This window comes from Kitasatospora sp. NPDC096128 (genome assembly GCF_040303105.1).
GTDB lineage: Bacteria > Actinomycetota > Actinomycetes > Streptomycetales > Streptomycetaceae > Kitasatospora.
Genome location: NZ_JBEOSP010000003.1, coordinates 260,414 through 277,050, shown reverse-complemented (window position 1 = coordinate 277,050; position 16,637 = coordinate 260,414). Strand labels below are relative to the sequence as shown.

14 protein-coding genes and 2 tRNA genes are annotated in these 16,637 nt (G+C 71.9%); 15 read left to right on the top strand and 1 reads right to left on the bottom strand.

What is annotated here, in order from left to right; all coding sequences use genetic code 11:
- Positions 1 to 506: 506 nt before the first annotated feature.
- The 8 genes from ABTY61_RS05700 (at position 507) to ABTY61_RS05665 (ending at position 10,892) form a co-directional block, all read left to right on the top strand.
- Positions 507 to 2,336, top strand: a complete 1,830-nt coding sequence (locus ABTY61_RS05700) for an APC family permease (protein ID WP_350503627.1) — start codon at positions 507 to 509, stop codon at positions 2,334 to 2,336.
- Positions 2,337 to 2,715: 379 nt separating this feature from the next.
- The gene (locus ABTY61_RS05695; RefSeq protein ID WP_350503626.1) at positions 2,716 to 2,859 is read left to right on the top strand and encodes a hypothetical protein; all 144 of its coding nucleotides are present in this window, start codon (positions 2,716 to 2,718) and stop codon (positions 2,857 to 2,859) included.
- Positions 2,856 to 2,945 carry a K(+)-transporting ATPase subunit F gene (kdpF, locus tag ABTY61_RS05690; RefSeq protein WP_045693083.1) on the top strand — a complete coding sequence of 30 codons (90 nt, stop codon included), beginning with the start codon at positions 2,856 to 2,858 and terminating at the stop codon, positions 2,943 to 2,945. Before ABTY61_RS05695 ends, kdpF begins: the two co-directional genes overlap by 4 nt.
- A gap of 1 nt (position 2,946) precedes the next feature.
- Positions 2,947 to 4,608, top strand: coding sequence for a potassium-transporting ATPase subunit KdpA (gene kdpA, locus ABTY61_RS05685; protein WP_350503625.1), 1,662 nt, complete (start codon positions 2,947 to 2,949; stop codon positions 4,606 to 4,608).
- Complete coding sequence (gene kdpB / locus ABTY61_RS05680) at positions 4,608 to 6,722, top strand: potassium-transporting ATPase subunit KdpB (protein WP_350503624.1); 2,115 nt, start codon at positions 4,608 to 4,610, stop codon at positions 6,720 to 6,722. Before kdpA ends, kdpB begins: the two co-directional genes overlap by 1 nt.
- A 21-nt stretch (positions 6,723 to 6,743) precedes the next feature.
- Positions 6,744 to 7,373 carry a K(+)-transporting ATPase subunit C gene (kdpC, locus tag ABTY61_RS05675; protein WP_350503623.1) on the top strand — a complete coding sequence of 210 codons (630 nt, stop codon included), beginning with the start codon at positions 6,744 to 6,746 and terminating at the stop codon, positions 7,371 to 7,373.
- 158 nt (positions 7,374 to 7,531) lie between these two features.
- Positions 7,532 to 10,204 (top strand): ATP-binding protein, encoded by a 2,673-nt coding sequence (locus ABTY61_RS05670; protein ID WP_350503622.1) that lies wholly within the window; start codon positions 7,532 to 7,534, stop codon positions 10,202 to 10,204.
- Positions 10,197 to 10,892: a response regulator gene (locus ABTY61_RS05665; RefSeq protein ID WP_350503621.1), complete on the top strand. Its 696-nt coding sequence runs from the start codon at positions 10,197 to 10,199 to the stop codon at positions 10,890 to 10,892. The genes ABTY61_RS05670 and ABTY61_RS05665 overlap by 8 nt, the downstream gene beginning before the upstream one ends.
- A gap of 274 nt (positions 10,893 to 11,166) precedes the next feature.
- Here ABTY61_RS05665 and ABTY61_RS05660 read toward each other — a convergent pair whose 3' ends face one another.
- Complete coding sequence (locus ABTY61_RS05660) at positions 11,167 to 12,435, bottom strand: amidohydrolase family protein (protein ID WP_350503620.1); 1,269 nt, start codon at positions 12,433 to 12,435, stop codon at positions 11,167 to 11,169.
- A 261-nt stretch (positions 12,436 to 12,696) separates the two neighbouring features.
- Here ABTY61_RS05660 and ABTY61_RS05655 point away from each other — a divergent pair.
- The 7 genes from ABTY61_RS05655 to ABTY61_RS05625 all read left to right on the top strand — a co-directional run bounded on the left by ABTY61_RS05655 (position 12,697) and on the right by ABTY61_RS05625 (position 16,546).
- A tRNA-Thr gene (locus tag ABTY61_RS05655) sits at positions 12,697 to 12,769 on the top strand.
- 44 nt (positions 12,770 to 12,813) lie between these two features.
- A tRNA-Met gene (locus ABTY61_RS05650) sits at positions 12,814 to 12,886 on the top strand.
- 83 nt (positions 12,887 to 12,969) lie between these two features.
- Entirely contained in the window at positions 12,970 to 13,134 is a 165-nt protein-coding gene (gene rpmG / locus ABTY61_RS05645; protein ID WP_006604855.1) for a 50S ribosomal protein L33, read from the top strand.
- Between the two features lie 165 nt (positions 13,135 to 13,299).
- Positions 13,300 to 13,758, top strand: a complete 459-nt coding sequence (locus ABTY61_RS05640) for an FAS1-like dehydratase domain-containing protein (RefSeq protein WP_350503619.1) — start codon at positions 13,300 to 13,302, stop codon at positions 13,756 to 13,758.
- 5 nt (positions 13,759 to 13,763) lie between these two features.
- On the top strand, positions 13,764 to 14,186 hold the full coding sequence (locus tag ABTY61_RS05635; RefSeq protein ID WP_350503618.1) for a MaoC family dehydratase: 423 nt from the start codon (positions 13,764 to 13,766) through the stop codon (positions 14,184 to 14,186).
- A 144-nt stretch (positions 14,187 to 14,330) separates the two neighbouring features.
- Positions 14,331 to 14,873, top strand: a complete 543-nt coding sequence (locus tag ABTY61_RS05630) for a TetR/AcrR family transcriptional regulator (RefSeq protein WP_350503716.1) — start codon at positions 14,331 to 14,333, stop codon at positions 14,871 to 14,873.
- Positions 14,874 to 14,962: 89 nt separating this feature from the next.
- Positions 14,963 to 16,546 carry an MFS transporter gene (locus ABTY61_RS05625; RefSeq protein ID WP_350503617.1) on the top strand — a complete coding sequence of 528 codons (1,584 nt, stop codon included), beginning with the start codon at positions 14,963 to 14,965 and terminating at the stop codon, positions 16,544 to 16,546.
- Positions 16,547 to 16,637: the final 91 nt, after the last annotated feature.

Genomic DNA, 16,637 nt, shown 5'->3' with positions numbered 1-16,637 from the left:
GTCAGGTTCTAAGGGCGGGCGGCCCGCCGGTGATCCGGACCAGCTGTGGACCAGATCCGGTCCGTCGGCAAGAGTTGCCTGGTCAGAGCGTCCCTGGTCGGAGGTCTGTGGATCTGTCGCGCAAGCTACGCAGGTTCGAACCCTGCACCAGCCACCGGATAGAGAACAGCCCCCGATCTGCGGAAACGCGGATCGGGGGCTGTTTCGTTTGCCCGGGGTCGGGGGCGGGGCTTGTTGCGTATTGCTTGCAATTACGTTCTTCAGGCAGCAGAGTGGGGCGTCGGGGGTGGGAGTCCTTCGACCGAGCTGATCGTCTTCCCAACCGGCGCCCGCCGGGACAACGGCTCACCCCACCCCCGCCAAGCCCCCTTCGTGCCGTACGGCGGCGGCGTCAAGACCGCGTCAAGGGCACTGGTGGCGGCGTCAGGAACGCGTAGGGGACGGGCGCCTCCCGGGCGCGCCAACCGCAGGATTCGGAGCAACTACCGACTGCGGAGGTCCGTCCGATGTCCAGCGCCATCTCCACCCCGGCCGTCACGGCCGACGAACCGCCGGACACCGGGGCGGGCCACGAACGGCACCGGCTCAGCGCGCTCGGCGGACTGGCCGCGCTGTCGCTGGACGCGATGGCCTCGGTCGCCTACGGCCCGGAGTCGATCGTGCTGGTACTGGCCGCGGCCGGCGCGTACGGGCTGGGCTTCACGGTGCCGGTCACGGTGGCGATCGCCGTCCTGCTCGCGGTGCTGGTCGCCTCCTACCGGCAGGTGATCGCGGCCTTCCCGGACGGCGGCGGCTCCTACGCGGTCGCCAAGGCCCACCTGGGCCGACGGACGGCGCTGACCGCCGCGGCCTCGCTGGTGATCGACTACATCCTGAACGTCGCGGTCTCGGTGACCGCCGGAGTGGCCGCGCTGACCTCCGCCGTACCGAGCCTGTACGACGACCGGGTCTGGCTCTGCCTTGGCGTGCTCGCCCTGGTGACCGCCGTCAACCTGCGCGGCATCGCCGAGTCGGCGCGCTGGTTCATGGTGCCGACGGCCGTCTTCGTCCTCTCCATCCTGGCGATCATCGTGGTCGGCCTGTTCCGGGACGCCCCCGCCAGCACTGCGGCCGCCGCCGGCCACGCCTCGGTGCTCGCCGAGAACGCCACCGCGGTCGGCGCGCTGCTGCTGCTCAAGGCCTTCGCGGCCGGCTGCTCGGCGCTGACCGGCGTCGAGGCGGTGGCCAACGCCGTCCCCTCCTTCCGGACCCCGCGGGTGAAGCGGGCCCAGCACACCGAGGTCGCGCTGGGCGCCCTGCTCGGTGTGATGCTGATCGGCCTGGCCGTGCTGATCGGCCGCTTCCACCTCCAGCCGGTCGACGGCGTCACCGTGCTCGCCCAGCTCGCCGACGCCTCGCTCGGCCACGGCGTCGGCTTCTTCGTCGTCCAGTTCGCCACCGTCGTCCTGCTCGGCCTCGCCGCCAACACCTCCTTCGGCGGACTGCCGGTGCTGATGGACCTGCTCGCCCGGGACAACCACCTCCCGCACGTTTTCGCGCTGCGCGCCGACCGCCAGGTGTACCGGTACGGCGTGCTGTTCCTGGCCGTGGTGTCGGCCGCGCTGCTGGTCGGCTCCGGCGGCGACGTCAACGACCTGGTGCCGCTGTTCTCGATCGGCGTGTTCGTCGGCTTCACCATCTGCCAGGTCGGCATGGTCCGGCACTGGCACCGGAACCGCCCGGCCGGCTGGCGCCGGAAGGCCGCGCTGAACGGCTTCGGCGCGGTGCTGACCGGTGTCGCGACCGTCGTGGTGACCGGCACCAAGTTCACCGAGGGCGCCTGGGGCATCGTGGTGGCCCTGCCGCTGCTGGTGGTGCTGTTCGAGGCGATCCACCGCAGCTACGAGCGGATCGGCGAGCGGCTGGAGCTCGGCCGGGTGCCGGGCGCGGTGACCCGCCAGCGCAGCCTGGTGGTGGTCCCGGTCACGGCGATCACCCGGCTCACCCGGGACGGCCTGTCGGCGGCGCTCTCGCTGGGCGACGAGGTGTACGCGGTCACCGTGGTGCACGACCCGGCCGATGCCGAGGCACTGCGCCGGGACTGGGAGCTGTGGCAGCCCGGGGTGCCGCTGCTGGAGATCCCGGAGGACCACCGGCGGCTCGGCCAGCCGATCGCCGACTTCGTCAACCGGCTGGGCGAGGAGCACGCCTACGACCGGCTCACCGTGCTGATCCCCGAGGTCGAGCCCGCCCACTGGTGGCAGCGCGCGCTGCAGAACCGGCGCGGCGCGGTGATCGACCGCGCCCTGCGCCGGCACACCGACGCGGTGGTCTGCCGGCTGCGGATGCGGATGTGACCCGGCTGCCCCGGTAGAGCCGGTAGAGCCGGTAGAGCCGGTAGAGCCGGTAGAGATAGAGGTAGAGGGTGACGGACGGGCCCCGGTAGGGGTGACGGACGGGCCCCGGCGCGACGCCGTGTCGCACCGGGGCCCGACGCGTGTCCGGAGCCGGTCCTCGACACGCGGGCGGGACCGGTCCTCGACGTGCGTCCGGAGCCGGTGCCCGACGCGCCCCCGCCCGAGGCGCCCCAGGTCTCGGCCCGATCACGCAGGTCTCGGCCCGGTGAAGCGGACATCAAGGTCGCGTCAACGGACCGCTATCACCCGTATGGAGGGCGTCAGGGCGCCCTAACGCGCCTTAGACGCCTGGTTTGCTTCGTCTGCCGGTCGTCCGCCGGTGCCGTGCGAGGCCTTCCGCCCCGCCTGCGGCATCTCCCGAACCACGCTGGTGGAGCCCATGTCCGATCTCATCTACGTCGGTGTCACGGTCGCCGTGTTCGCCGTCATCGCCCTGATCGCGCGGGGGGTGGAGAAGCTGTGAGTGCCGAGAACATCGCAGGTCTGGTCGTGGCCGTCGCTCTCGTCGGCTACCTCGTCGTGGCGCTGATCTTCCCGGAGAAGTTCTGACATGGGATCCACTCTCGCGGGCTGGTTGCAGGCCCTCGCCCTCGTCGGCGCGCTGGCCCTGTGCTACCGCCCCCTTGGCGACTACATCGCCAAGCTCCTCACCACCTCCAAGCACCTCAGAGTCGAGCGCGGCATCTACAAGGTGATCGGCGTCGACGGTGACGCCGATCAGCGTTGGTCGGTGTACCTGCGCTCGGTGCTGGCCTTCTCGGCTGTCTCGGTGCTCTTCCTCTACGGCCTGATCCGGCTCCAGGGCTACCTGCTGCTGAACCTGGGCGTTCCGCAGATGGAGGGCCACCAGGCCTGGAACACCGCGATCTCCTTCGTCACCAACACCAACTGGCAGTCCTACAGCGGCGAGTCCGCGATGGGCCACCTGGTGCAGATGGCGGGCCTCGCGGTGCAGAACTTCGTCTCCGCGGCCGTCGGCATCGCCGTCGTCGCCGCGCTGATCCGGGGCTTCACCCGGAACAAGACGGACCGGGTCGGCAACTTCTGGGTGGACCTCACCCGGATCAACCTGCGCCTGCTGCTGCCGCTGTCGATCGTCTTCGCCCTGGTCCTGGCCGCCTCCGGTGTGATCCAGAACTTCCACGGCTTCACCGACGTCACCACCCTCAGCGGCGAGGTGCAGAAGATCCCCGGCGGCCCGGTGGCCTCCCAGGAGGTCATCAAGCTGCTCGGCACCAACGGCGGCGGCTTCTTCAACGCCAACTCGGCGCACCCCTTCGAGAACCCGACCGGCTTCTCCAACCTGGTCGAGATCTTCCTGCTGCTGGTGATCGCCTTCGCGCTGCCCCGGACCTTCGGCCGGATGGTCGGCGACAACCGCCAGGGCTACGCGATCGTCGCCGTGATGGGCATCTTCTGGGTCGCCTCGGCCGTCCTGCTCACCTGGGCCGAGGCCTCGCACCACGGCACGGCTCTGCAGGCCGCGGGTGCCGCGATGGAGGGCAAGGAGCAGCGGTTCGGCATCGCCGGGTCCACCCTGTTCGCCGCCTCGACCACGCTGACCTCGACCGGCGCGGTGAACTCCTTCCACGACTCGTTCACGCCGTTCGGCGGCGGTCTGACGATCTTCAACATGATGCTCGGTGAGATCGCGCCCGGTGGTACCGGTTCCGGCCTCTACGGCATGCTCGTGCTGGCGATCGTGGCGGTGTTCGTCGCCGGCCTGATGGTCGGCCGCACCCCCGAGTACCTGGGCAAGAAGCTCGGCGGCCGCGAGATGAAGTTCGCCTCGCTGTACATCCTCACCACCCCGACCCTCGTGCTGGTCGGCACCGGTGTGGCGATGGCCCTGCCGGGAGAGCGGGCCGGGATGCTCAACTCGGGCGCCCACGGCTTCTCCGAGGTGCTGTACGCCTTCACCTCGGCCGCCAACAACAACGGATCGGCCTTCGGCGGCATCACCGTCAACACCGACTGGTACGACACCGCGCTCGGCCTGGCGATGGTCTTCGGCCGCTTCCTGCCGATCGTCTTCGTCCTGGCGCTGGCGGGCTCGCTCGCCCAGCAGCAGCCGGTTCCGGCCACTCCGGGCACCCTGCCCACCCACAAGCCGCTGTTCGTGGGCCTCCTGTCGGGCGTGATCCTGATCGTCGTCGGCCTCACCTACTTCCCGGCCCTGGCCCTCGGGCCGCTCGCGGAAGGTCTCTCCTGATGTCCACCCCTACGCTCAACCCCGCACCGGCCGACAAGGCCGAGTCCGCCGCACCGCACAGAGTGCAGAGCGGCCTCCTCGACCCGAAGCTGATCGTCGCGTCCCTGCCGGACGCGGTGAAGAAGCTCGACCCCCGGGTGATGGTCAAGAACCCGGTGATGTTCGTCGTCGAGGTGGGATCGGTGGTCACCACCGTCTCCGCGATCGCCAGCCCGTCCGTGTTCGCCTGGGCCATCACCGTCTGGCTCTGGCTGACCACGATCTTCGCCAACCTGGCGGAGGCCGTCGCCGAGGGCCGCGGCAAGGCCCAGGCCGACACCCTGCGCAAGACCAAGACCGAGAGCGTCGCCCGCCGGCTCACCAACTGGCCCGCCACTCAGGACGAGGAGGAGGTGCCCGGCACCGCGCTCCAGCTCGGTGACCACGTGGTGATCGAGGCCGGGCAGGTCATCCCCGGCGACGGCGACGTCGTCGAGGGCGTCGCGTCCGTCGACGAGTCGGCGATCACCGGTGAGTCCGCGCCGGTCATCCGCGAGTCCGGCGGCGACCGCTCCGCGGTGACCGGCGGCACCAAGGTGCTGTCCGACCGGATCGTGGTGAAGATCGCCTCGGAGCCCGGCAAGTCCTTCATCGACCGGATGATCGCCCTGGTCGAGGGCGCCGCCCGGCAGAAGACGCCGAACGAGATCGCGCTCAACATCCTGCTGGCCTCGCTGACCATCGTCTTCCTGGTCGCGGTCGTCACCCTCCAGCCGATGGCCACCTTCGCGGGCGCCCCGCAGTCGATGATCGTCCTGGTCGCCCTGATCGTGGCGCTCATCCCGACCACCATCGGCGCGCTGCTCTCCGCGATCGGCATCGCGGGCATGGACCGTCTGGTCCAGCGGAATGTGCTGGCGATGTCCGGCCGGGCCGTCGAGGCCGCCGGCGACGTCAACACCCTGCTGCTCGACAAGACCGGCACCATCACCCTGGGCAACCGCCAGGCCGCCGAGTTCCTGCCCGCCCCGGGCGTGGGCACCGACGAACTGGCCAGCGCCGCCCAGCTCTCCTCCCTCGCGGACGAGACCCCCGAGGGCCGCTCGATCGTGGTCCTGGCCAAGACCGAGTACGGCCTGCGGGCCCGCGCCCAGGGCGAGCTGACGCACGCCACCTGGGTCCCGTTCACCGCCCAGACCCGCATGTCGGGCGTGGACCTGGACGAGGCCGACGGCATCCACCAGGTCCGCAAGGGCGCGGCCGGCTCGGTCTCCAACTGGGTGACCGAGAACGGCGGTTCGGTCGGCGGCGAGGTCGCGACCCTGGTCGACGGCATCTCCGCGGCCGGTGGCACCCCGCTGGTGGTGGCCACCAAGATCGGCAGCAAGCCCGCCCGTGTCCTGGGTGTCATCCACCTCAAGGACGTGGTCAAGGAGGGCATGCGGGAGCGCTTCGACGAGCTCCGCCGGATGGGCATCAAGACCATCATGATCACGGGCGACAACCCGCTGACCGCCAAGGCGATCGCGGAGGAGGCCGGCGTGGACGACTTCCTCGCCGAGGCCACGCCCGAGGACAAGATGGCCCTGATCAAGAAGGAGCAGGAGGGCGGCAAGCTGGTCGCGATGACCGGCGACGGCACCAACGACGCCCCCGCGCTCGCCCAGGCCGACGTCGGCGTCGCGATGAACACCGGGACCATGGCGGCCAAGGAGGCCGGCAACATGGTCGACCTCGACTCCAACCCGACCAAGCTGATCGAGATCGTGGAGATCGGCAAGCAGCTGCTGATCACCCGAGGTGCGCTGACCACCTTCTCGATCGCCAACGACGTGGCCAAGTACTTCGCGATCATCCCCGCGATGTTCGCCGGGGTCTACCCGGGCCTCAAGCACCTCAACATCATGGGCCTGCACAGCCCCCAGTCCGCGATCACCTCGGCGATCATCTTCAACGCCCTGGTCATCATCGGCCTGATCCCGCTCGCCCTGCGGGGTGTGAAGTACCGCCCGTCCGACGCCAGTTCGTTGCTGCGTCGCAACATCGGGATCTACGGGTTCGGCGGTCTGGTGGTGCCGTTCGTCGGCATCAAGCTGATCGACCTGATCGTCCAGTTCATCCCCGGCCTCAGCTGACGCAGGGAAGGAGAAAACACCATGTCCAAGCCCCTGCCGACGACCATCCGTACGCACTGGACCGCGCTGCGCGCGCTGCTCGTGCTCACGGTGATCCTGGGAGTCGCCTACCCGCTGCTGGTCACCGGGATCAGCCAGGTCGCGTTCAGCGACAAGGCCAACGGCTCGATCGTGAAGTCCGACGGCAAGCAGGTCGGTTCCAGCCTCCTCGGCCAGAACTACAACCTGCCCAAGAAGAACCCGGACGACCCGAAGGAGGACCCGGTGCCGGACCCGAAGTGGTTCCAGCCCCGGCCCTCCGCCAACAACTACGCCGGTGACAACTCCGGTGCCAGCAACCTCGGCCCGAACAGCGACGACCTGCTCAAGGCCGTCAACGACCGCCGCAAGGCCACTGCCGAGTTCGACGGCGTCGACCCGGCGAGCGTCCCGGCCGACGCGCTGGAGGCCTCCGGCTCCGGCCTCGACCCGCACATCTCGGCGGCCTACGCCAAGGAGCAGGTCAACCGGGTCGCCAAGGCGCGCAACCTCCCGGTGGAGACGGTCGCCAAGCTGGTCGACACGTACACCGAGGGCCGTTCGCTCGGCTTCCTCGGCCAGGAGGGCGTCAACGTCGTCCTGCTCAACAAGGCTGTCAGCGAAGCGAAGTGACCGAGCAGAAGTGATCGGACAGTGACACCGCACGACATAGCAGGATGACCCGGCCGACCCGGGCGCGGGAGGATGCTCCCCGCGCCCGGGTCGGCCGCCCCGTATCCGCAGACGCGTACCGCCCAGCCGCCACCTCCTGATGGAAAGAAGCAGTGCCCATGGCCCGCGACCTCACCCCCGGCTCCGGCATCCGCACCGGTCGGCTGAGGGTGTACCTCGGCTCCGCCCCGGGGGTCGGCAAGACGTACCGGATGCTGGACGAGGCCCGGCGCAGACAGGAGCGCGGGGCCGATGTCGTGGTCGGGTACATCGAGTGCCACGGCCGCCGCCACACCGAGGCCATGATCGACGGCCTGGAGGTCCTGCCGCGGGTCCACCGCTCGTACCGCGACGCCGAGTTCGAGGAGATGGACCTCGAAGGGGTGCTCGCCCGCCGTCCGTCCGTCGTCCTGGTCGACGAGCTGGCGCACACCAACATCCCCGGTGGCCGCCACGCCAAGCGCTGGCAGGACGTCGAGGACCTGCTCGCCGCCGGGATCGACGTCATCACCACCGTCAACATCCAGCACCTGGAATCGCTGAACGACGTCGTCCAGAAGATCACCGGCATCCCGCAGCGCGAGACCGTCCCGGACGAGGTGGTCCGCCGGGCCGACCAGCTCGAACTCGTCGACATGGCGCCGCAGGCGCTGCGCCGGCGCATGGCCCATGGCAACGTCTACAAGGCGGAGAAGGTGGACGCCGCGCTCTCCAACTACTTCCGGGTCGGCAACCTCACCGCCCTGCGCGAGCTCGCCCTGCTCTGGGTGGCCGGGCGGGTGGACGAGGGGCTGCGCGACTACCGGGCCAGCCACAACATCGACCGGGTCTGGGAGACCCGCGAGCGGGTGGTGGTCGCCCTCACCGGCGGCCCGGAGGGCGAGACCCTGATCAGAAGGGCCGCCCGGATCGCCGACCGCACCGCCGGCGGCGACCTGCTGGCCGTGCACGTCACCCGCAGCGACGGCCTGGCCGGCGCCTCCTCCGGTGCGCTCGCCCAGCAGCGGCAGCTGGTCGAGACCCTCGGCGGCAGCTACCACGTGGTGGTCGGCGACGACATCCCCACCGCGCTGCTGGCCTTCGCCCGCGCCCACGACGCCACCCAGCTCGTACTCGGCACCAGCCGCCGCGGCCGGATCAACCGCTTCCTCACCGGCCCCGGCATCGGCGAGACCACCGTGGACGCCTCCGAGGACATCGACGTCCACATGGTCACCCACGAGTTCACCGGTCGCGGCCGGCTGCCCTCGCTGGGCCGGCGCCACTCCCGGCGCCGCACCATCGCCGGCTACCTGGCCGGCCTCGTCATCCCCTGGCTGCTCACCGCGGTGCTCTCCCAGGCGCACGCCACCATCAACCTCACCACCGACGCGCTGATCTTCCAGCTCGGCGTCGTGATCGTCGCCCTGCTCGGCGGCGCGATGTCCGCCCTGCTGGCCGCGTTCATCGCCTCGGTGCTGCTGAACTACTACTTCATCCCGCCGGTCCACAGCCTGACCATCGGCGAGACCAACAACATCGTCGCCCTGGTGGTGTTCGCCGCCATCGCGCTCGCCGTCTCCACCGTGGTCGACCACGCCGGCCGGCTCACCACCCGGGCCGCCCGGGCCACCGCCGAGGCCGAGACCCTCTCCACCCTGGCCGGCAGCGTGCTGCGCGGCGCCGACGCGCTGCCCGCCCTGCTGGAGAAGTCCCGGACGGCCTTCGGCATGCAGACCGTCACGCTGCTCTCCCGCTCCGACCGCGAGGTGCTCGCCCACAGCGAGGCCGAGCATCCGGACGACGAGGGGGTGCAGCACGAGACCACCGAGGTCCCGGTCGGCGTCGACGCCGTCCTGGTCCTCACCGGCCGTCGGCTGCCCGCCGCCGACCAGCGGGTGCTCACCGCCTTCGCCGCCCACGTCGGCGCCGCGCTGGAGCGCGACCGGCTGGCCGTGGTCGCCGCCGAGGTCGAACCGATCAAGGCCGCCGACCGGATGCGCACCGCGCTGCTCGCCGCCGTCAGCCACGACCTGCGCACCCCGCTGGCCGCCGCCCGCGCCTCGGTCGGCTCGTTGCTCAGCCCCGACGTCGAGTTCTCGCCCGAGGACCAGACCGAACTCCTCGAAACCGCCGACGAATCGCTGGTCAAGCTCACCCGGCTGGTGGACAACCTGCTCGACATGAGCCGCCTCCAGGCCGGCGCGCTCACCCTGCACCTCACCGAGACCCACCTGGACGAGATCCTGCCCCGGGCGCTCGACAGCCTCCCGGACCCGTACGCGCCGGTCCAGCCGCTCGACCTGGACACCGCCCCGCCGGTGCTCGCCGACCCGCCGCTGCTGGAGCGGGTGCTCGCCAACGTGATCACCAACGCGCTGCGCTACAACGCCCCCGGCGCGCCCGTCCTGGTCACCGCCAGCCACCACGCCGACCAGGTCGAGATCCGGGTGATCGACCGCGGCCCCGGCATCGCCCCCGAGGAGCGCGACCGGGTCTTCCTGCCCTTCCAGCGCCTCGGCGACACCGACAACACCACCGGGGTCGGCCTGGGCCTGGCCCTCTCCCGCGGCCTCGCCGAGGCCATGGGCGGCAGCCTGGAGGTGGAGGACACCCCTGGGGGCGGCACCACGATGCTGCTGACCCTGCCGGCCGCCGTGTCCGAGCCCGAGCCCGAGCCCGCGCCCGAGCCCGCGCCCGCGCCGGAGCCCGAGCCCGCGCCCGTGTCCGAGCCCGCGCCCGCGCCCGCCGTCCACGAGCCCGCCGCCACCGAGCACCGCGCCCCCGGGGAGGAGCCACCGCACCATGAGTGAGCACACCATCGAGAACTGCGAGATCCTCGTCGTCGACGACGAGCCGGCCCTGCTGCGCACCCTGCGGATCAACCTCAGCGCCCGGCAGTACGCCGTCCGCACCGCCGCCAGCGGCAGCGAGGCGCTCGACCGGGCCGCGCACTCCGCCCCGGACGCCGTCCTGCTCGACCTCGGCCTGCCCGACCTCGACGGCATGGACGTGCTGCGCGGACTGCGCACCCACAGCGCGGCGCCGATCATCGTGCTCTCCGGCCGCTCCGACGCCGCCGACAAGATCGGCGCCCTGGACGCGGGTGCCGACGACTACCTCACCAAGCCGTTCCTGATGGACGAACTGCTCGCCCGGTTAAGGGCGGTGCTGCGCCGGCCGCTGGGCGCGGTGCCGCCGGGCCGTCCGGTGATCGGCGACCACACCGTCGACCTCGCGGCCACCACGGTGGTCGGGCCGGGCGGCCCGGTGCGGCTCACCCCGACCGAGTGGCGGATCCTCAGCCTGCTGCTCGCCAACCCCGGCCGGCTGGTGCCCGGGCGGCAGATCCTGCGCGAGGTGTGGGGGCCTGCCCAGGAGGCGCGCGGCAACTACCTGCGGGTCTACCTCGCCGGGCTGCGGCGCAAGTTGGAGCGCGACCCGGCCCGGCCGCGGCACCTGATCACCGAGCCGGGGATCGGCTACCGGTACGTGCCGTAGGCGCCGGTACGTGCCGGTACGTGCCGTAGGGCGGGTCCCGGCCGGGGCGGCGTCAACGGGCCGTCAAGAGCAGCTCGGTGGGCGACAGGGGAGCGTCAAGGCGGGTCCGGGGCGGTGTTCCGTGGCCGTAGTGTCAGTGCCGGAACGAGCGGTTCCTGCTCCATGTGGGGGAAGCCTGGGACCGCTCCAGCCGCCGGCCAAGGGCGGCCAGTAGTGGGGGAGGGGCGCGCGACTCAGGTCGCGCGCCCCTTGGTTTTCCCGGCTCCCCGCGCGCTCAGCAGTCCGTGCCGCCGGACTGCCGGGGCAGCGCCAGCGCCACGGTGTCCGCGAACTCCCGGACCGCGCTGGTCCGGCTGACCACCCGGCCGCTGTGCACCACCAGCCGGCTGTGCCCGCCCGCGAGCGCCCCGGCCAGGGAGTCCCCGCGCACCGCCAGCAGCTCCGCCGGGAACCCGGCGTCCACCCGCACCGGTGGCAGCCCGAGCGCCGCCCGGGCCTGGTTCGCCACCGCGTCGTACGCCGCGTCCGGGCCCAGCTCCCCGCTCGCCGCGAGCAGGTAGGCCGCCTCCAGCGGATCGGCCCGGCCGACCGGGTTGGACGGGTCCCGCAGGGCGCCGCTGCCCGCCGCCAGCGGCACCCGGGCCGCGGCCAACTCCCGCACCAGGCCCGGGCGGAGGCCGGACGGGCGGCCCTCCAGGCCGGTGCAGCCGCCGTTCTGCGGCAGCCAGACCACCCGCACCCCGCCGGTCGCCAGTACGGTGGCCCCGCCGCGGGCCAGCGCCCCGCACGGCCCGAGCGTCACCCGCGGCCGCAGTGGCGCCAGGGCGCCGACCAGCCGGGCGAGTTGGGGCGCGTCGGCGGCGGTGGTGTGCAGGTCCACCGGGCAGTCCGCCTCCCGGGCGGCCTCCAGCAGCAGCTGCACGTACCCGGCCGGGTCCGGGTCCAGCTCCGGGCAGCCGCCGGCCGCCGTGGCACCCAGCTTGAGGGCTTCGCGCAGCTGGGCGCGCCCGTCCGCGCCGGCCCGGCCGGTGAGCAGCCGGGGCATCGCCACCGCCTGGAGCTCGGCCAGGCCCCGCAGCGCCTGGCGGGCGGTGAGCACCGCCTCCAGCTGGCGCAGCCCGTGCACGTCGCCGATCCGGACGTGGGTGCGCTGGGCGGTGGCGCCGTAGCCGAGCGAGGTGAGCGCGGCCTCGGTGACCCGGCGGGTGAGGTCGGCGGGGGTGTCCGGCGGCGGGGCGGGCAGGGCGGCGGAGAAGGCGCAGTCGTAGTGGGCGTGCGCCTCGGCGGGGGCCGGGAGCAGCAGGTAGCCCTTGAGGTCGATCCGGGCGCCGGTGGTGACGGTGGGGGCGCCGGGCAGGGCGGGCAGTGGCCCGAGGCTGCCGACGGTGCCGACCGCCTGGATCCGGTCGCCGCTGACCCGCACGTCCACCACGCGCCCGTCGGCCAGCCGGGCCCCGGTGAGCAGGAGGACCGGACCGTGCCCGAGCGGGTTGGCCGCCGGGCCGGGCCCTGAGTGCGACCCGTCGGCGGCTGCGCTGTCCATCGCCGGCTCCTTCTCGCGCTGGCCAGTGGGCCCGTGGGGGGATCGGCCGGTGCCCCGGCCAATGAGCGTCGAGCCTATGGCGCACGGGGGCGGGGCGCGGGGAGGCGGGCAATAGTCGTATCGGCTCGGGGCGCACGGCACGCGGGCCGATCGAACGCCCGGCCTTGGATCGTCCGTCCGTGCACCTCGCCGACCTGCGGTCTTCGGCCCGGGATACGGATTTCACCTCTGGGCGCGGAACGTGTAATCTCTTCCTCGTTCGCCCCTATAGCTCAGTCGGTAGAGCGTCTCCATGGTAAGGAGAAGGTCTGCGGTTCGATTCCGCATGGGGGCTCTGGTGAAAGGCGGTTCGGCTTCGGCTGTGCTGCTGATCACTGTGGCGGTGTAGCTCAGTTGGTAGAGCAAGCGGCTCATAATCGCTGTGTCACCGGTTCAAGTCCGGTCACCGCTACCCCGCGTAGTCGGTCGGGAGATCGCACTCCCGGTCGGCTACTCTTGTCGTGTTCTTATTCGTTGTCCAAGGAAGGCACTCCCGTGGCTGCCACCGATGTCCGCCCGAAGATCACGCTGGCCTGCGTGGAGTGCAAGGAGCGGAACTACATCACCAAGAAGAACCGGCGTAACGACCCGGACCGTCTTGAGATGAAGAAGCACTGCCCCCGCTGCAACTCGCACACCGCGCACCGCGAGACCCGCTGACCCTGTTGCAGGGCACCGGGCCTGTGTGAATCAGGTCTTCGACTCCGGGCTGTATCCCTCAACAGGGGATGCGGCCCGGAGTCTTTTTCGTACCCACCCGCGTACCCGTCCGCGTACCCACCCGCGTACCCGTCCGCGTTTCCACCCGCGTTCCGAGGAGCTGCCGTGGCACTCGACCCCTCTTTCATCGGGCGTAGTTACCCGCCCACCGCGCCGTACGAGGTCGGCCGGGAGAAGATCCGCGAGTTCGCGGTCGCGATCGGGGACGCCAACCCGGCGTACACCGACGAGGAGGCCGCCAAGGCGCTGGGCCACCGGGACGTGATCGCCCCGCCGACCTTCCCGTTCGCGATCGCCTTCCAGGCCGCGGGCCAGGTCGTCGAGGACCCGGAGCTGGGCCTGGACTACAGCCGGGTGGTGCACGGCGACCAGAAATTCCTGTACAGCCGCCCGGTGCAGGCCGGCGACCGGCTGACGGTCGCGGTGACCATCGACAACATCAAGTCGCTGGCGGGCAACGACGTGCTCACCGTGCGCGGCGAGGTGGCGGACGAGACCGGCGAGCACGTGGTGACGGCGATCATGACGCTGGTGGCCCGGGCCGCCGACGAGGCGGGGGAGTGAGCGCGATGGCGATCAACTACGACGAGGTCGAGGTCGGCACCCAGCTGCCGGCGCAGTCCTTCCCGGTGACCCGCGCCACACTGGTGCAGTACGCGGGCGCCTCCGGCGACTTCAACCCGATCCACTGGAACGAGAAGTTCGCGCTGGAGGTCGGCCTGCCGGACGTCATCGCGCACGGCATGTTCACCATGGCCGCGGCGATCCGGGTGGTCACCGACTGGGTCGGCGACCCGGCCGCGGTGGTCGAGTACGGCGTCCGCTTCACCCGGCCGGTGACGGTGCCGAACGACGGGGTGGGCTCGGTGATCGAGGTCTCCGCCAAGGTCGCCAAGAAGCTGGACGACCGCAAGGTGCAGATCGACCTGCTGGCCACCTTCGGCGGCCAGAAGGTCCTGGGGATGTCCCGGGCGGTCGTCCGGCTCGCCTGAGGCGTTCGTCACTCCCGGCCGCCCCGGAGCCCGTTCGACGGGCTCCGGGGCGGCCGGGTCTCCGGCCCGTTCTCCGGGGGAGGCCCCCTTGCGGAGATAGTGATTGGTCACTAACTTAGGCTCGTGGCGAAGGCGAGCATGCGGATGAGTGCGGAGGAGCGGCGCGAGAGCGTCATCCGGGCCGCGATGATCGAGTTCGCCAGGAACGGCTACCGGGGCACGTCCACCGAGACGATCGCCCGTCGGGTGGGCGTCTCCCAGCCGTACCTGTTCCGGCTGTTCCCGGGCAAGCAGGCGATCTTCACGGCCGCCGCCGAGCGCTGCATCGAGGAGACCTGGAAGGTCTTCGACGAGGCGTCGGCCGGACTGACTGGCGAGGAGGCCGCTGCCAAGATGTCCGAGGCCTACATGGGCCTGGTCGAGGACGGTGAGCAGCTGATGATGCAGATGCAGCTCTACGTCTCGGTGTTCGCCTCCCGGATGGCCGGCGAGGACGAGATCGGCGAGACCGCCCGGCGGCTGTGGGGGGAGCTGTTCGAGCGGGTGCGGGAGCGGGTCGGCGGCGACGTGCAGGGGACCACCGAGTTCTTCGCGTACGGGATGCTGATCAACACCCTGGTGGCGCTGGGCTTCCCCCGGGACCACCGGATCTGGGACGGCTTCGGCGAGCGGGAGGAAGCCGGGTAGCGGGTCGCGCGGCGCGGTCCGTGCGGCCCTTTTTCCGGGCCTCGAAAGTTAGTGATCAATAACTATCCGGAAAACCCTGGGGGGAAGACATGACGGAGAACACAGCGGGGAGCGCGACGGGGGGAGCGGTCGCGACGGCGGCCGGGGCCGAGGTCGCGACGGAGCGGCCTGGCCTCGGTCGCACCGGCGTCTGGACGCTGGTGATCACCAGCCTCGCGGGCTTCATGGCCGCCCTGGACAACCTGGTCGTCACCACCGCGCTGCCCTCCATCCGCGAGGAGCTCGGCGGCGGGCTGTCCGACCTGGAGTGGACGGTCAGCGCCTACACCCTCTCCTTCGCCGTGCTGCTGATGTTCGGAGCGGCGCTCGGCGACCGCTTCGGCCGCCGCCGGCTGTTCGTGATCGGGCTCACGCTCTTCACCGTCGGCTCGGCCGCGGCCGCGCTCTCGCCCGGCATCGGCGAGCTGATCGCCGCCCGCGCCGTCCAGGGCGTCGGAGCCGCGGTGTCGATGCCGCTCACCCTCACCCTGCTGACCGCCGCCATCCCGGCGGTCAGGCGCGGGATGGCCTTCGGCATCTGGGCCGGTGTCAACGGCCTCGCCATCGCCACCGGGCCGCTGGTCGGCGGCACCCTGACGGAGAACTTCTCCTGGCAGTGGATCTTCTGGGTGAACGTCCCGGTCGGCGTCGTCCTGGTGCCGCTGGCCGCGTGGAAGCTGCGCGAGAGCCGGGGTGCCGGCCCGGCCCTGGACGTGGTCGGCACGGTGCTGGTCAGCCTCGGCCTGTTCGGCGTCGTGCTCGGCCTGATCCGCGGCAACCCGGACGGCTGGACCAGCCCGCTGGTGCTGGGCTCGCTGGCCGGCGGCCTGGTGCTGCTGGTCGCCTTCGTCCGGTACGAGCAGCGCGGCGCCGCGCACCCGATGCTCCCGATGCGGCTGTTCCGCAACCGGACCTTCACCGCCGTCAACGCCTCCGGCCTGCTGATGTCGCTGGGGATGTTCGGCTCGATCTTCCTGATCAGCCAGCACCTGCAGACAGTGGGCGGTTACACCCCGGAGGAGGCCGGCATCCGGATGCTCCCGTGGACCGGAGTGGGGCTGATCGTCGCGCCGGTCGCCGGGATCCTGGCCGACCGCTTCGGCGGGCGCCTGATCGTGGTGGTCGGGCTGGTGCTGCAGGGCGTCGGCCTGGCGTTGTACGCGGCGATCAACGCCGGGCTCGGGCACTATGCGTACGGCCCGGTGGTGCCGGCCGTGGTGCTGTGCGGGATCGGCATGTCGATGTACTTCGCGCCGACCGCCGCCCTGGTGATGGACAGCGTCCGGCCGGAGGAGCAGGGCATCGCCTCCGGTGCCAACAACGCGCTGCGCGAGGTCGGCGGTGCGCTCGGGGTGGCCGTGCTGGCGGCGGTGTTCTCGGAGCAGGGCGGCGACGGCTCGGCGGGGACTTTCGTCGACGCGATGGGGCCCGCGCTGTACGTGGGCGCCGGGGTGGTGCTGGCGGCCGGGGCCTGCGCGCTGCTGCTGCCGCGCCGGGCGAAGGCGGCCGAGTCGCCGCTGGTCGGCCCGGCCGCGGCTGAGCAGGCCCCGGCGATCGAGGAGGCCCCGGCGCCCGCGCAGGCCGCGGCGCCCGAGGACGGGCAGCCCGTCCCGGCCGAGGCCTCGACGGCCTGAAGGGTGGGGCGCGCCCACCAGCGTACGGGGACGGGGGCGGCCGCTCGGGGTGCTCGGCACCGGCCCGGGCGCCGTCGGCCAGGCGCTGTTG

What these genes read in the sequence shown, in the direction of transcription:
- ABTY61_RS05665 (WP_350503621.1), top strand. Translation starts at nt 10,197, where the DNA reads ATGAGTGAGCACACCATCGAGAACTGCGAGATCCTCGTCGTCGACGAC.
- ABTY61_RS05670 (WP_350503622.1), top strand. Translation starts at nt 7,532, where the DNA reads ATGGCCCGCGACCTCACCCCCGGCTCCGGCATCCGCACCGGTCGGCTG.
- kdpC (WP_350503623.1), top strand. Translation starts at nt 6,744, where the DNA reads ATGTCCAAGCCCCTGCCGACGACCATCCGTACGCACTGGACCGCGCTG.
- kdpB (WP_350503624.1), top strand. Translation starts at nt 4,608, where the DNA reads ATGTCCACCCCTACGCTCAACCCCGCACCGGCCGACAAGGCCGAGTCC.
- ABTY61_RS05625 (WP_350503617.1), top strand. Translation starts at nt 14,963, where the DNA reads ATGACGGAGAACACAGCGGGGAGCGCGACGGGGGGAGCGGTCGCGACG.
- ABTY61_RS05635 (WP_350503618.1), top strand. Translation starts at nt 13,764, where the DNA reads ATGGCGATCAACTACGACGAGGTCGAGGTCGGCACCCAGCTGCCGGCG.
- kdpA (WP_350503625.1), top strand. Translation starts at nt 2,947, where the DNA reads ATGGGATCCACTCTCGCGGGCTGGTTGCAGGCCCTCGCCCTCGTCGGC.
- ABTY61_RS05630 (WP_350503716.1), top strand. Translation starts at nt 14,331, where the DNA reads ATGAGTGCGGAGGAGCGGCGCGAGAGCGTCATCCGGGCCGCGATGATC.
- ABTY61_RS05660 (WP_350503620.1), bottom strand. Translation starts at nt 12,435, where the DNA reads ATGGACAGCGCAGCCGCCGACGGGTCGCACTCAGGGCCCGGCCCGGCG.
- ABTY61_RS05700 (WP_350503627.1), top strand. Translation starts at nt 507, where the DNA reads ATGTCCAGCGCCATCTCCACCCCGGCCGTCACGGCCGACGAACCGCCG.